At 65.8% G+C, this 14,763-nt stretch carries 11 protein-coding genes, 2 rRNA genes and 1 riboswitch; of the genes, 1 reads left to right on the top strand and 12 read right to left on the bottom strand.

The window, feature by feature from the left end:
- Nucleotides 1–14: 14 nt before the first annotated feature.
- A riboswitch (glycine riboswitch) is annotated at nt 15–110 on the bottom strand.
- A 113-nt stretch (nt 111–223) separates the two neighbouring features.
- Nucleotides 224–598: a PRC-barrel domain-containing protein gene (locus tag MQE23_RS36780; RefSeq protein WP_037668020.1), complete on the top strand. Its 375-nt coding sequence runs from the start codon at nt 224–226 to the stop codon at nt 596–598.
- On the opposite strand, the gene MQE23_RS36775 is transcribed toward MQE23_RS36780, so the two are convergent.
- From MQE23_RS36775 to MQE23_RS36720, 12 genes are all read right to left on the bottom strand, one after another.
- A complete protein-coding gene (locus tag MQE23_RS36775) occupies nt 517–2,004 on the bottom strand; it encodes a DNA polymerase IV (RefSeq protein ID WP_243381375.1) in 1,488 nt (495 codons plus the stop codon). The two genes, MQE23_RS36780 and MQE23_RS36775, sit on opposite strands and share 82 nt — an antisense overlap.
- Before the next feature lie 133 nt (nt 2,005–2,137).
- Nucleotides 2,138–2,830 carry a MerR family transcriptional regulator gene (locus tag MQE23_RS36770; RefSeq protein WP_128092508.1) on the bottom strand — a complete coding sequence of 231 codons (693 nt, stop codon included), beginning with the start codon at nt 2,828–2,830 and terminating at the stop codon, nt 2,138–2,140.
- A 317-nt stretch (nt 2,831–3,147) separates the two neighbouring features.
- Nucleotides 3,148–3,621: a bifunctional nuclease family protein gene (locus tag MQE23_RS36765; protein WP_003988851.1), complete on the bottom strand. Its 474-nt coding sequence runs from the start codon at nt 3,619–3,621 to the stop codon at nt 3,148–3,150.
- 85 nt (nt 3,622–3,706) lie between these two features.
- The gene (locus MQE23_RS36760; protein ID WP_020271308.1) at nt 3,707–4,441 is read right to left on the bottom strand and encodes a MerR family transcriptional regulator; all 735 of its coding nucleotides are present in this window, start codon (nt 4,439–4,441) and stop codon (nt 3,707–3,709) included.
- 50 nt (nt 4,442–4,491) lie between these two features.
- Complete coding sequence (locus tag MQE23_RS36755; RefSeq protein ID WP_082319801.1) at nt 4,492–5,445, bottom strand: FHA domain-containing protein; 954 nt, start codon at nt 5,443–5,445, stop codon at nt 4,492–4,494.
- Between the two features lie 61 nt (nt 5,446–5,506).
- Entirely contained in the window at nt 5,507–6,487 is a 981-nt protein-coding gene (locus tag MQE23_RS36750; RefSeq protein ID WP_020271307.1) for a DUF881 domain-containing protein, read from the bottom strand.
- Nucleotides 6,488–6,492: 5 nt separating this feature from the next.
- On the bottom strand, nt 6,493–6,825 hold the full coding sequence (locus tag MQE23_RS36745; RefSeq protein ID WP_003988855.1) for a small basic family protein: 333 nt from the start codon (nt 6,823–6,825) through the stop codon (nt 6,493–6,495).
- Nucleotides 6,822–7,736, bottom strand: coding sequence for a DUF881 domain-containing protein (locus MQE23_RS36740; protein WP_243381374.1), 915 nt, complete (start codon nt 7,734–7,736; stop codon nt 6,822–6,824). Before MQE23_RS36740 ends, MQE23_RS36745 begins: the two co-directional genes overlap by 4 nt.
- 98 nt (nt 7,737–7,834) lie before the next feature.
- The gene (locus tag MQE23_RS36735; RefSeq protein WP_020271305.1) at nt 7,835–10,330 is read right to left on the bottom strand and encodes a mannose-1-phosphate guanyltransferase; all 2,496 of its coding nucleotides are present in this window, start codon (nt 10,328–10,330) and stop codon (nt 7,835–7,837) included.
- A gap of 115 nt (nt 10,331–10,445) precedes the next feature.
- Nucleotides 10,446–11,054 (bottom strand): CDP-alcohol phosphatidyltransferase family protein, encoded by a 609-nt coding sequence (locus tag MQE23_RS36730; RefSeq protein WP_037668019.1) that lies wholly within the window; start codon nt 11,052–11,054, stop codon nt 10,446–10,448.
- Nucleotides 11,055–11,163: 109 nt separating this feature from the next.
- Nucleotides 11,164–11,280, bottom strand: a 5S ribosomal RNA gene (rrf, locus tag MQE23_RS36725).
- A gap of 86 nt (nt 11,281–11,366) precedes the next feature.
- Nucleotides 11,367–14,486: ribosomal RNA gene (locus MQE23_RS36720) — 23S ribosomal RNA — on the bottom strand.
- Between the last annotated feature and the right edge of the window lie 277 nt (nt 14,487–14,763).

Raw genomic sequence — 14,763 nt, 5'->3', positions numbered from 1 at the left:
CTTTCCAGAGTGACCTCGTCCGTGCGGTACGTGAGCCTGAGAGATTCCGGGGAGGATTTGCTCCTTCGGCGCCTCCGATGGTGTCTGGAGGACTCTCCCGCACGGGGTCAGCAGCCGCTGCCAGCGTACCAGCGCGGGCAACGCACGAACCTTCGAGTGGCCACCTCTCCGATTGTGCCGTTTTGTTGTGCTTACGGATGAGTTGCGACTATGTGGAGGGCCCGTGCGAACCGATATCGATCCGCGCAACCTGATCGGCCGCAAGGCGTTCGACCGCAACGGAACCAGGATCGGCACGATCGACGAGGTCTACCTCGACGACGCCACCGGCGAGCCGGAGTGGGCGGCCATACGGACCGGCCTGTTCAGCAGGGACGCGTTCGTCCCCCTGGAGCCCAGTGAACTGATCGACGGCGCCCTCCACGTGCCCTTCGACCGCGCCCTGATCAAGGACGCCCCCGACTTCGGCGTGGGGCGCCACCTCTCCCCGGAACAGGAACTCCAGCTCTACCACCACTACGGCCTCGACGTCGCCGCACCTCCGCCGTTCCCGGACCGCGACTTCGGCAAGCTGGCGGGCACGGACGAGACGGCCTGAAGCCGCCCGGCGCCGTCGGCCACTTCGCGAAGTGCTGCGGGGTCGCCGTCCCGTACGCTCGCCTCCGGTCCCGTTAAGACCAGCGGCAACGGATCCGCCGGCTCCAGGTCCGGGTCGTCGACCCGGAAGGTCCGCACCCGCCCGGGCTCCGAGCCGGGCGTCTCGAACCGCACGGTGACCCGCCCCAGACCGCTGCCCTGCACCCACCCGTGCCCGAACACGGCGTGCCGTACGTCGTGCCCGGCGGGCCACCGCCGTTCGGCGAGCGCCGGCTGCTCCTCGGCCGGGGCCACGGCGTCCATCTCGACGGGCCCATCCGCCTCCGCCCGCTCCCCCGCCGCCTGCGCGAAGAGATCCTCCTGCGTGTAGTCGGCGAGCCCGCTGACTCCCACCCCGAGCAGCCGCACACCGCCCGTCGTGTCGACCGAGTCCAGCAGCCGGGCCGCCGCCTCGCGGATCACCCCCGGATCGTCGGTCGGCCCGCGCAGTGTCTCGGAGCGGGTGAGCGTCGAGAAGTCGTACCGCCGCACCTTGAGCACGATGGTCCGCCCGGACAGCCCGGCCCCGCGCAGCCGCCGCACGCACCGGTCGGCCAGTCGCTGCACCTCGAGACCGACCCGCACCCGGTCGTGGATGTCCACGTCGTAGGTGTCCTCGACCGACACCGACTTCGTCTCCCGCTCCGCCACGACGGGCCGGTCGTCCCGCGCCAGCGCCATGGCGTAGAGCCCGTGCCCGTGCGACTTTCCCAGCAGCCGGACCATCTCGTCCTCGCCCGCCTCGACGATCTCCTCGATCGTGGTGATCCCGGCCCGTCGCAGGTGGTCGCCCGTCGCCGGACCGACCCCCGGCAGCGTCCGCACCGACATCGGCCCGAGCATCGCCCGCTCGGACCCCGGCTCGATCACCACCAGTCCGTCCGGCTTGGCCTGCTCCGAGGCGATCTTCGCGAGCATCTTGGAGGCGGCGAGCCCGACCGATCCCGTGAGTCCGGTGACGGCCCGTATGTCCGCGCGCAGCTGTGCCCCGACCAGCCGCGCCGACGGCTCGTCCCAGGCGGCTCCCCCGGCTTCCAGGTCCACGAACGCCTCGTCCAGGCTCAGCGGCTCCACCAGCGGCGACAACGCCCGCAGCAGCTCCATCACCCGCTCGCTGATCGCCTTGTAGAAACCGAAGCGCGGCACCAGATACGCGGCGTTGGGCGCGAGCCGCCGGGCCTGTCCCATGGGCATCGCCGAATGCACTCCGAAGACCCTGGCCTCGTACGACGCCGTGGCCACGACGCCCCGCGGCCCGAGCCCGCCCACGACGACGGCCTTCCCGCGCAGACTCGGCTTGGACGCCTGCTCCACCGAGGCGAAGAAGGCGTCCATATCAAGATGCAGGATCGTGGGCGCGGTTCTCACATCTCCGATGCTGCCCTACGCCACTGACAACGCCCGGGACGACCGCCCTCACACCCCGGTAGAAACCGCTTGCAGTGCGGCGTGGAAAGGTCCCGCCTGTAACAGCATCACGGGCACCACACTGCCGGTCGGCTCAGACGGCCCGGTTCCGCCGTCGCGCCAGCTCGTCCGCCGGGTTGGACCCGACCAGGGTCTCGCCGGTGTCGATCCGCTCCCCGTGCAGCTGGGACAGCGCGCTCTCGACATCCCGCCACACCACGCCCACGGCGATCCCGAAGACGCCCTGCCCCCCTTGGAGCAGCGCGTGGACCTCGTCCGGCGAGGTGCACTCGTAGACCGTCGCTCCGTCACTCATCAGCGTCATCCGCTCCAGGTCGCTGAAACCGCGTTCCCTGAGGTGCTGGACGGCCGTTCGGATGTTCTGGAGCGACACCCCGGTGTCGAGGAACCGCTTGACGATCTTCAGGACGACGACGTCCCGGAAGCTGTACAGCCGCTGTGTCCCCGACCCGTAGGCGGGGCGCACACTCGGCTCGACGAGCCCGGTGCGGGCCCAGTAGTCGAGCTGCCGGTAGGTGATACCGGCGGCCGCGCAGGCCGTGGGGCCGCGATAGCCGATCTGCTCGGACGCCTCGGACGCCATGGACGTCGTCCCTCCGCTGCTCGGCACGGCCGTCGGTCGCTGCGGAACGTGATCAGCCACGCCGCCGGGCTGGGAACACCCCCCGCTCGGGCGGAGCCGTGAGCCCGGGGGAGGGTACGGACCGCTCGCCCTGAGACTGCGCTCGGGGCCACCCCCAGCCGTACCGTCGCCGCTGCTTCTCACGCCGACCTCCGTCCTTGACCTGCCTTCTCGACGGTAGGCAGTCACCCGGGGTGCGTCAACGATCGCCACACTCGCCACGCCGAGTGATAATCACCCTAAGAGTGGTTTCCCGTGCCCCACCGCGGGGAAAGGCTAGCCGAATGCCTCCGACGCGGGCCGCGTGACGCTCTCACCGGCATCCGGCACATGCGGGCATTTCACCCGTCACACGTACGGCGGGCGACCCTGCCGCGGACCACATCATCCGCCGGGCCGCCCCACACACGCCTCACTGGCTTTGCACTCGCCGCCATCCGGCTCTCACCGGTATCCGGAGCTCACTGGCTGCTGCTGCCGAAGTCCTCCGGGGAGATCTGGTCGAGGAACTCGCGGAACTTCTCCACCTCGTCCTCCTGCTCGTCCGGGATCGCGATACCGGCGTCGTCGAGCACCGTGTCACTGCCGTAGATCGGCGTCCCGGTGCGCAGGGCCAGCGCTATGGCGTCGGACGGGCGGGCGCTCACCTCGACGCCGCTGGCGAAGACCAGCTCCGCGTAGAAGACGCCCTCACGCAGGTCCGTGATGCGCACTTCCGTGAGCTCCTGGCCGACGGCCTCCAGCACGTCCTTGAACAGGTCGTGGGTCAGCGGCCGCGCAGGAGCCATGCCCTGCTGGGCGAAGGCGATCGCCGTCGCCTCCCCCGGTCCGATCCAGATGGGGAGGTAACGATCGCCTCCCACTTCACGCAGCAGCACGATCGGTTGGTTGGAGGGCATTTCCACCCGGACACCTACGACATCGAGCTCGTTCACACAGCAACCCTAGGCCGTGCTCGGGATGTTTGGGTAGTCGGGCCGGGAACGGGCGCCTGATCCGGCCCTCCCACGACCGGCCGTCTCAGGGCAGCCGCACACCGAGCGCCGTCTGCACCAGAGCGGCGTGCAGCTTCACCGTGAGCCCCGCCAGCTCCTTGGTGCGGGCCTCCGCGTGAGCCCTGGTCTGCGGGTTCCGGTGCCGCTTCAGCGGGGCCACCACCTGGTCCACGAGCCCGGCCTCGCGGTCGGCGGCGGCCTTCATCACCCTCAGGTGCCGCGGCTCGATCCCGAACCGCCCCAGCTCGGCGATCAACGAGGCCACCGTGACGGCCTCCGCGTCGTACACCCCGTCCTCCAGGGGTGTGACGAGCCCGTACGACTCCCACTCCCTGAGCTCCTCCTCGCCGACACCGGCGGCGGCGAGCAGCTCCTCACGTCCGATCCTGGCCGCCGTGGGCGCCTCGGGGGGCTCGGGCACGCTCTCGCCGTCCCGCTGACGGCCCAGCGCCGGCAGCTGGACGGCCTCGCCGCGCTCCATGGCCTCCAGGTGCTCGCGGATCACCTTCAGGGGCAGATAGTGGTCCCGCTGCATCCTCAGGACATGACCGAGACGCTCGACGTCGTGAGCACTGAACTTGCGATACCCCGACGGGGTCCGCTGCGGCTCGATGAGCCCCTCCGCCTCCAGAAAACGGATCTTGGAGATGGTGACCTCGGGAAACTCGTCGCGCAGCACGTTCAGCACCGTGCCGATGCTCATCAGCCTGTCCGTGGCGGCGGCGCCGTGCCCGGCACCGCCGCTCGGTGTTTGAAGCATGGACCTTCCCTGACGGACGGACCTTCGCGAGGTTCCCGGCCGGAATCCGGTCAGTAGCCCCGCTGGCTGGCGTAGAAGACCAGCCGGTACTTGCCGATCTGCACCTCGTCGCCGTTGTTCAGGGCGACCTGGTCGATCCGCTCGCGGTTCACGTACGTGCCGTTCAGGCTGCCCACGTCGGCCACCGTGAACGAGCCGTCCTGACCTCGGCGGAACTCCACATGCCGCCGGGAGACCGTCACGTCGTCCAGGAAGATGTCGCTCTGCGGATGACGCCCGGCCGTGGTCAGATCACCGTCCAGCAGGAAGCGGCTGCCCGAGTTCGGCCCGCGGCGCACGACCAGGAGCGCGGAACCCAGCGGCAGCGCGTCGACGGCAGCCTGCGCCTCGGGGGACAGCGTCGGCATCGGCGTCTGGCCGGTGGTCTCGCTGTCGTAGGCCTCGAGACCGGAGATGGAGATCGTGGAGGTCGTCTCGGACGGACGCTCCGCCGCCGCCCCCGCCCGCAGCGGCGCGCCGCAGTTGGAGCAGAAGCGGCTGTTCTCCGCGTTGCGGTTACCGCACCTCGTACACACCAGGGCCGACATCGGATCCTCCTGCCGCGGCTGCCCACCGGGGGCATTGGACGCATACGGGTCGGAAAACCCTCCACCCGTACCTGAGGTTGACGGTTGCCCGAAACCTATGCCGCCGGGCTGCGCAGGGTCAACCGACGGCGCGCCCTGACCTCCGGAAACGTCGCCGCCCGGGCCACCGACCTGGTCCCGGAACAGCGGCCGCTGGCCCTCCGCGTCAGGCTGTGCGCGATGGCGGGCGGTCGCATTGTCGCTGCCCTCTCGCGCGCTCTTGCCGAACAACTTCGCAAACAACTTCACGGGCGATTCCCCTTGACCGAAACAGACCCGCCCGTGGGGCAGGACGAACCCTGACTGAACACTCTGGCCGACCCGGACATCCTGACAACGTCCGTCTGCACCAGACAGTTTCCACCACGCACCACCCATTCGGTGCGCCGACCCCCCGCAACCTCATGCCCTCGCCCGACCTCGCCCATGCACCCCCGGTTCACTGGGAGGACGACCGAGCGTAGTCAGGCCGCTTCACCGCCCGCAAGGCGTCCACGACGATCTTGGTCGACCGCTCGATGGTGACCGTGGCCTGTTCCTTCTCGAGAGTCTGCACCACGCCTCCGGGGATGTTGAGCGCCGGCTCGAGATCCTGCGGCTTGCCGATGACCTTGAAACGATAGGGCGCGTTGATCTTGTTCCCGTCGACGCTCACGCCCTTGCCGGAGTCCGTCAGATAGGTGCCCGCGACTACCCGCACGCCGTTCACCTGGATCGCCTCGGCACCCGCCGCGCGCAGCTCCTGGATCGCGTCGAGCAGCATGTCCGCCTCGACCGTCCCCTTCGTGTCCTCGATGGTCATGGTGATGCCGGGCCCCTGCGCGGCCACCGTGCCCGCCAGGATGCCGAGTTGCCTCTCCTTCTCGATGGTCTGCTTCCGGGCCTCCTCGGCCTGGTCCGAGCTGTTCTCCAACTCGTCCCGCTGCTTCTCGAGGCCCTGCTTCTCGTCCTCAAGACGCTGCGTACGGTCATCCAGTTCATCGAGGATGCGGACAAGATCTTCCTGACGCGCACCGCGCAGCGCGCTGTCACTGTCGCTGTGCGAGGCCACCTGCACGGCCAGCCCGAAGCCAAGGCCGAACAGCAACAGCGCGACGATGAGTTGGGCCCGTGAGACCCGCGGCGGCCACAGCCCCTTCACCAGCCGCTGCCGACCGGTCAGCCGCGGCTCGGACTCGGGGCCGGGACCGGGCCCGGGAGCCGTCTGCGGTTCGGGCTCCGGTTCAGGTTCCGGTTCCGAATCCCGTTCTGGTGCTCGTTCTGGTTTTGGTTCAGGGGCGTCCTGGGCGGCAGGCGCCGGCGCGGACACCTCCTGGGGCAGTTCCCTGCGCAGCCGGTTTCCGGACTCGCCGTTCCCGTCGCGCTGGTCCGCGCGCGTGTCGCCGTTCTCCTCGGGGCGCTTGTCGTCGTGCTCGCTCATCGGCCTCACGCCCGGAACACGTGCCGGCGGATCGCCGCGGCGTTGGAGAAGATCCGGATACCGAGGACGACCACCACACCGGTGGACAGCTGGGCACCCACGCCCAGCTTGTCCCCCAGGAACACGATCAACGCGGCCACCACCACGTTCGACAGGAACGACACCACGAAGACCTTGTCGTCGAAGATGCCGTCGAGCATGGCCCGCAGGCCGCCGAAGACGGCGTCGAGCGCCGCCACGACAGCGATCGGCAGATACGGCTCGACCACCGCCGGAACCTCAGGCCGGACCAACAGGCCGGCCACGACTCCCACGACGAGGCCCAGTACGGCGATCACGATGTGCCCTTCTCGCTCTTCTCAGTGCTCGGCTGTGCTGTACGTACGATCACACTCGGCGCGGCGGGCAGCCGGAGGTCGTCCTCCACGGAGATGCCCGTCCTGATGCCGTAGCTCTCCTGAAGCGCGTTCAGGTACAGCCCGTCCGCGCTGTTCTGGAACCGAGTGCTCAGCCGCTGCCCGTCCCCCACCGCGAGCACCGTGTACGGCGGCACCAGCGGCTTGTTGTCGACCAGTATCGCGTCCCCCGCGGCCCTGATCGCGGACAGCGCCGTCAGCCGCTGCCCGTTGATCGAGACGGCCTCGGCACCCGACTCCCACAGCCCGTTGACCACGCGCTGCATGTCCCGGTCGCGCACCCGGCCCGTGTCGGAGAACCCGGTGGTCTCACGCGGGTCGCCGTCACCGCCCGAGCCGGCGTCCTTGGCGTCGTTCACCACGAGCTTCACGCCGGGGCCGTGCACCGCTGTGGCGCCCGACAGGATGCCCACGGTCTCGGACTCGGTGCTGCCACCGCTGTGCTTCAGCGCCTCCCGCTGGCGCGCGCTCACGTCCTCGCGCAGCCGGTCGACGGAGTCCTCCAGCTTGTCCGCCGTCTCGGTCTCCCGGTCGATCCGGTCGACCAGCTCCTGCCGTTCCTTGGCGACCACCGGAGCGGCGACGCGTGCCTGGGCCGCTCCCACGGTCACGACGAGGGCCGCGAGCACCAGGCCGGCAGCGAGTCCCAGCTTCGCGCGGAGCGTCTTCGGCATGCCGCCGTCGCCCGCGGCCTTCTTCCGCTCGGCGGCCTCGGCGTATCCGTCGTCGAGGCTGTGGTCCATGACATTGGTGATCAACGACATGGACGCGTCCGGGCGCCGGGGCCGCGTCGGTGTGCTCCGAATGGGGGGTTGCTGCGGCATGCCGCACATCGTCGCACGTCGCGGCCACTACCTCCGAAACGGCCCCACGGCGTGCCGGACAGGCCCCGTTGGGGACACTTGTCCGGCACGCACGCGTGCAGCCCGTGCTACCGTCCGGCGCTGTCCACGACCGCCGACCACTCGTCCAGCAGGGCCTGCGCGGAGGCATCGTCCGGCCCCTCGGCCCACAGGTGGGTGACGGCCTCGGCCGGGTCGGGCAGCACCATCACCCAACGACCGTCCGTCTCCACCACCCGCACGCCGTCCGTGGTGTCCACGAACCGGTCTCCGGCCGCCTCGACGACCCGCCGCATCACGAGTCCCTTGACGGCCCAGGGAGTCGCCAGATCCCGCTTCAGGACATGCGCCCGCGGGATCCGCGCGTCGATCTGGCTGAGCGTGAGCTGCGTCCGCGCCACGAGCCCGATGAGCCGTACGAAGGCCGCGGTGGCGTCGTACACGCTGCTGAACTCGGGGACGATGAACCCGCCCTTGCCGTCGCCGCCGAAGATCGTCCCTTCCTCACCACCCACGCGCGTGAGGTCGTCGGGAGACGTGGTCGTCCACTCGACCTGGGTCCCGTGGTACGCCGCCACCTGCTCGGCGATCCTGGTCGTGGTCACCGGAAGCGCGACCCGGCCGCTGCGCCGCTCGGCGGCGACGAGGTCCAGCATCACGAGCAGCGCCCGGTCGTCCTCGATGATGCGACCCTTCTCGTCGACGAGGGACAGCCGCTCACCGACGGGATCGAACCGCACCCCGAACGCGGCCCCCGAGGACGCCACGATCTCCCCGAGGCGCACCATCCCCGACCGCCGCATGTCGGCCGTCTCCGTCGGCCTGGACTCGTCGAGACCGGGATTGATCGTCAGCGAGTCGACGCCGAGCTTCCCCAGCAGACTCGGCAGGACGAGTCCCGCACTTCCGTTGGACGCGTCCACGACCACCTTCAGGCCGGAGTCCGCGATCCCGGTGATGTCGACGTTCCGCAGCAGCGACCCGGTGTACGAGTCGAAGACACTCGCCGGGAAGTGCAGGTCACCGATCTCCCCGGGGAACGCACGCCGGTACTCCTGCCGCGCGAACACCCGGTCCAGCTTCCGCTGGCTGCCCTGCGACAGGTCGGCGCCCTGCCCGTCGAAGAACATGATGTCGACGGAATCCTGCACACCGGGCGTCGTACGGATCATGATCCCGCCCGCACTGCCCCGCGCCGTCTGCTGCCGGGCCACCGGCAGCGGCACGTTCTCCAGGTCCCGTACGTCGATGGCGCTGGCCTGCAACGCGGAGATCACCGCTCGCTTCAGCGCGCGGGCACCACGCGAGTGGTCACGGGCCGTGGTGACGGTCGAGCCCTTCTTCAAGGTGGTCGCATAGGCGCCGGCAAGCCGTACCGCCAGCTCCGGCGTGATCTCCACGTTCAGGATTCCGGACACACCCCGGGCGCCGAAGAGGTGCGCCTGTCCCCTGGATTCCCAGATGACCGAGGTGTTGACAAAGGCACCGGCTTCGATGGTCTTGAACGGATAGACCCGCACATTGCCCTGAACGATCGATTCTTCGCCGATCAGGCACTCATCACCGATGACCGCGCCGTCCTCGATCCGTGCCGCACGCATGATGTCGGTGTTCTTTCCGACCACGCAGCCACGCAGATTGCTGTGGGGCCCCACATAGACGTTGTCGTGTACGACGGACTTGTGCAGAAAGGCGCCGCTCTTGACGACCACGTTGGAGCCCACGACGGTGTGCTCGCGGATTTCGGCGCCGGCCTCGACCTTGGCGTAGTCACCGATGTAGAGCGGTCCGCGGAGCACGGCGTCGGGATGGACCTCGGCCCCTTCGGCGACCCACACCCCGGCGGAGATCTCGAAACCGTCGATGTCGACGTCGACCTTGCCCTCCAGGACGTCGGCCTGTGCCTTCACATAGCTCTCGTGCGTGCCGACGTCCTCCCAGTAGCCCTCGGCCACGTAGCCGTAGATCGGCTTGCCTTCCTTCATCAACTGCGGGAAGACATCGCCGGACCAGTCGACGGGCACATCTGGCTCGACGTAGTCGAAGACCTCGGGCTCCATCACGTAGATGCCGGTGTTCACGGTGTCGGAGAAGACCTGGCCCCAGGTGGGCTTCTCGAGGAAGCGCTCCACCTTGCCTTCCTCGTCGACAATGGTGATGCCGAATTCCAGCGGATTGGGCACACGGGTCAGACAGACCGTGACCAGTGCACCCTTCTCCTTGTGGAAATTGATGAGCTCGGTGAGGTCGAAATCCGTCAGTGCATCGCCTGAGATGACGAGGAAGGCATCGTCCTTCAGTGCCTCTTCGGCATTCTTGACGCTTCCGGCGGTACCGAGTGGCTTCTCCTCATTGGCATAGGTGAGCTCCATACCGAGCTCTTCGCCGTCACCGAAGTAGTTCTTGACGAGCGAGGCCAGGAACTGGACAGTTACGACTGTTTCGTTGAGCCCATGCCTTTTGAGCAGCCGCAGCACATGCTCCATGATCGGGCGGTTGGCCACGGGCAGGAGCGGCTTGGGCATGCTCGAGGTCATGGGGCGAAGGCGCGTGCCTTCGCCTCCGGCCATCACGACGGCCTTCATGTCGGAAGCGTCCTCCTCAAAGAGACGACGGTCTAGCCGACTTCCCCCGCGAGGATTGTCCCGCACTTTTCCACCACGGGCCATCGCACCGCTTCTGTGGGAGCAATCCGCGAGTTCAATCGGGCATGGCGTCCGCACGGACCAGGCGGCGGACTTGTACCACGTAGAGGACTCCTGCCCACCAGTACAGCGTTGTACCCCATCCGGCGAACGCCCATCCGAAAATAGCAGCCAGTGACGAGATCCAACCACTTCCGTCACTGAGCAGGAGCAGCGGGAAGGCATACATCAAGTTGAAGGTGGCGGCCTTGCCCAGGAAGTTCACCTGGGGCGGCGGATAGCCGTGCCGGCGGAGGATGCCCACCATCACCAGCAGGACCAGCTCCCGCGCCAGAAGTACAGCGGTCAACCAGAGGGGCAGAATCTCGCGCCAGGTGAGGCCGACCAAAGTCGAAAGAATGTAGAGCCGGTCGGCCGCGGGGTCGAGGAGCCGGCCGAGGCTGCTGATCTGGTTCCAGCGTCGCGCGAGCTTGCCGTCCAGGTAGTCACTGATGCCGCTCAGGGCCAGTACCAGAAGGGCCCAGCCGTCACTCTTGGGCCCACCGAACTCAGGTCGCAGGATCAGCCACAGGAAGAGGGGCACGCCGACGAGGCGCGCCATGCTGAGGATGTTCGGGATGGTGAGCACACGGTCCGTCTGGACGCGAGTCTCCTGAACCTCCACCCGGGGGCCTCCTGTGGGAAACGTGCCAACGATGCTCCCTGACCTTACCTCAACGCAAAAAAGCTCTGGCTCTCGGGCTGAGTGCCCAAGAGCCAGAGCTCTAAAGGGAGTTCGGCGGCGTCCTACTCTCCCACAGGGTCCCCCCTGCAGTACCATCGGCGCTGTAAGGCTTAGCTTCCGGGTTCGGAATGTAACCGGGCGTTTCCCCTACGCTATAACCACCGAAACACTATGAAACTATCCAGCCGCACCACGTGTGGCAACGTGGGGCTGTTCGTGGTTTCAGAACCAACACAGTGGACGCGAGCAACTGAGGACAAGCCCTCGGCCTATTAGTACCGGTCAACTCCACACGTTACCGTGCTTCCATATCCGGCCTATCAACCCAGTCGTCTACTGGGAGCCTTACCCTCTCTAGGAGGTGGGAGTCCTCATCTCGAAGCAGGCTTCCCGCTTAGATGCTTTCAGCGGTTATCCCTCCCGAACGTAGCCAACCAGCCATGCCCTTGGCAGAACAACTGGCACACCAGAGGTTCGTCCGTCCCGGTCCTCTCGTACTAGGGACAGCCCTTCTCAAGACTCCTACGCGCACAGCGGATAGGGACCGAACTGTCTCACGACGTTCTAAACCCAGCTCGCGTACCGCTTTAATGGGCGAACAGCCCAACCCTTGGGACCGACTCCAGCCCCAGGATGCGACGAGCCGACATCGAGGTGCCAAACCATCCCGTCGATATGGACTCTTGGGGAAGATCAGCCTGTTATCCCCGGGGTACCTTTTATCCGTTGAGCGACGGCGCTTCCACAAGCCACCGCCGGATCACTAGTCCCGACTTTCGTCCCTGCTCGACCCGTCGGTCTCACAGTCAAGCTCCCTTGTGCACTTACACTCAACACCTGATTGCCAACCAGGCTGAGGGAACCTTTGGGCGCCTCCGTTACTCTTTAGGAGGCAACCGCCCCAGTTAAACTACCCATCAGACACTGTCCCTGATCCGGATCACGGACCCAGGTTAGACATCCAGCACGACCAGACTGGTATTTCAACGACGACTCCACACTAACTGGCGTTAGCGCTTCACAGTCTCCCAGCTATCCTACACAAGCCGAACCGAACACCAATATCAAACTGTAGTAAAGGTCCCGGGGTCTTTCCGTCCTGCTGCGCGAAACGAGCATCTTTACTCGTAGTGCAATTTCACCGGGCCTATGGTTGAGACAGTCGAGAAGTCGTTACGCCATTCGTGCAGGTCGGAACTTACCCGACAAGGAATTTCGCTACCTTAGGATGGTTATAGTTACCACCGCCGTTTACTGGCGCTTAAGTTCTCAGCTTCGCCCCACCGAAATGGAGCTAACCGGTCCCCTTAACGTTCCAGCACCGGGCAGGCGTCAGTCCGTATACATCGCCTTACGGCTTCGCACGGACCTGTGTTTTTAGTAAACAGTCGCTTCTCGCTGGTCTCTGCGGCCACCCCCAGCTCAGAGCGCAAAGCTCATCACCAGATGTGGCCCCCCTTCTCCCGAAGTTACGGGGGCATTTTGCCGAGTTCCTTAACCATAGTTCACCCGAACGCCTCGGTATTCTCTACCTGACCACCTGAGTCGGTTTAGGGTACGGGCCGCCATGAAACTCGCTAGAGGCTTTTCTCGACAGCATAGGATCATCCACTTCACCACAATCGGCTCGGCATCAGGTCTCAGCCTTGTGTGCGACGGATTTACCTACCGCACGGCCTACACCCTTACCCCGGGACAACCACCGCCCGGGCTGGACTACCTTCCTGCGTCACCCCATCACTCACCTACTACCAGATCGGGTCACCGGCTCCACCACTTTCCTTTCCCCGAAGGGTCCGGAACGGCTTCACGGGCTTAGCATCACTGGATTCGATGTTTGACGCTTCACAGCGGGTACCGGAATATCAACCGGTTATCCATCGACTACGCCTGTCGGCCTCGCCTTAGGTCCCGACTTACCCTGGGCAGATCAGCTTGACCCAGGAACCCTTAGTCAATCGGCGCACACGTTTCTCACGTGTGAATCGCTACTCATGCCTGCATTCTCACTCGTGAACCGTCCACAACTACCTTCCGGTGCTGCTTCACCCGGCACACGACGCTCCCCTACCCATCACAGCCGGCGTTGGCCGTATTGCTGCAATGACACGACTTCGGCGGTACGCTTGAGCCCCGCTACATTGTCGGCGCGGAATCACTAGACCAGTGAGCTATTACGCACTCTTTCAAGGGTGGCTGCTTCTAAGCCAACCTCCTGGTTGTCTGTGCGACTCCACATCCTTTCCCACTTAGCGTACGCTTAGGGGCCTTAGTCGATGCTCTGGGCTGTTTCCCTCTCGACCATGGAGCTTATCCCCCACAGTCTCACTGCCGCGCTCTCACTTACCGGCATTCGGAGTTTGGCTAAGGTCAGTAACCCGGTAGGGCCCATCGCCTATCCAGTGCTCTACCTCCGGCAAGAAACACACGACGCTGCACCTAAATGCATTTCGGGGAGAACCAGCTATCACGGAGTTTGATTGGCCTTTCACCCCTAACCACAGGTCATCCCCCAGGTTTTCAACCCTGGTGGGTTCGGTCCTCCACGAAGTCTTACCTCCGCTTCAACCTGCCCATGGCTAGATCACTCCGCTTCGGGTCTTGAGCGTGCTACTGAAACGCCCTATTCGGACTCGCTTTCGCTACGGCTTCCCCACCCGGGTTAACCTCGCAACACACCGCAAACTCGCAGGCTCATTCTTCAAAAGGCACGCAGTCACGAGATGGAAGCAAGCTTCCATCCGACGCTCCCACGGCTTGTAGGCACACGGTTTCAGGTACTATTTCACTCCGCTCCCGCGGTACTTTTCACCATTCCCTCACGGTACTATCCGCTATCGGTCACCAGGGAATATTTAGGCTTAGCGGGTGGTCCCGCCAGATTCACACGGGATTTCTCGGGCCCCGTGCTACTTGGGTGTCTCTCAAACGAGCCGCTGACGTTTCGACTACGGGGGTCTTACCCTCTACGCCGGACCTTTCGCATGTCCTTCGCCTACATCAACGGTTTCTGACTCGTCTCACGGCCGGCAGACCGTGAAAGAGAGATCCCACAACCCCGTATACGCAACCCCTGCCGGGTCTCACACGCATACGGTTTGGCCTCATCCGGTTTCGCTCGCCACTACTCCCGGAATCACGGTTGTTTTCTCTTCCTGCGGGTACTGAGATGTTTCACTTCCCCGCGTTCCCTCCACACTGCCTATGTGTTCAGCAGCGGGTGACAGCCCATGACGACTGCCGGGTTTCCCCATTCGGAAACCCCCGGATCAAAGCCTGGTTGACGACTCCCCGGGGACTATCGTGGCCTCCCACGTCCTTCATCGGTTCCTGGTGCCAAGGCATCCACCGTGCGCCCTTAAAAACTTGGCCACAGATGCTCGCGTCCACTGTGCAGTTCTCAAACAACGACCAGCCACCCATCACCCCGAACCTTCGGTCCGAGTTCACTGGGGCCGGCACTGAGGAAAAATCCATTCCCTCAGACACCCAACAGCGTGCCCGACCAGCTCCCGTCCGAAGATCATGCGTTCCACGCTCTTGCGAGCAGTACTAGCAGCCTCCGGCCCAAGATCCTGGCCGAGTAGTCAACGTTCCACCCATGAGCAACCAGCATCAGACATTCGCTGATGTACTGGCCTCTGAACCA

The sequence above is a fragment of the Streptomyces sp. HP-A2021 genome, assembly GCF_022807935.1.
GTDB classification, from domain to species: domain Bacteria; phylum Actinomycetota; class Actinomycetes; order Streptomycetales; family Streptomycetaceae; genus Streptomyces; species Streptomyces afghaniensis.
This window is presented reverse-complemented; position numbering and strand designations above follow the sequence as displayed.

Coding starts and splice junctions, on each gene's coding strand:
- MQE23_RS36735 (WP_020271305.1), bottom strand. CDS start 10,330: ATGAAGGCCGTCGTGATGGCCGGAGGCGAAGGCACGCGCCTTCGCCCC.
- MQE23_RS36750 (WP_020271307.1), bottom strand. CDS start 6,487: ATGAGCGAGCACGACGACAAGCGCCCCGAGGAGAACGGCGACACGCGC.
- MQE23_RS36755 (WP_082319801.1), bottom strand. CDS start 5,445: ATGGGTGGTGCGTGGTGGAAACTGTCTGGTGCAGACGGACGTTGTCAG.
- MQE23_RS36760 (WP_020271308.1), bottom strand. CDS start 4,441: ATGCTTCAAACACCGAGCGGCGGTGCCGGGCACGGCGCCGCCGCCACG.
- MQE23_RS36740 (WP_243381374.1), bottom strand. CDS start 7,736: ATGTGCGGCATGCCGCAGCAACCCCCCATTCGGAGCACACCGACGCGG.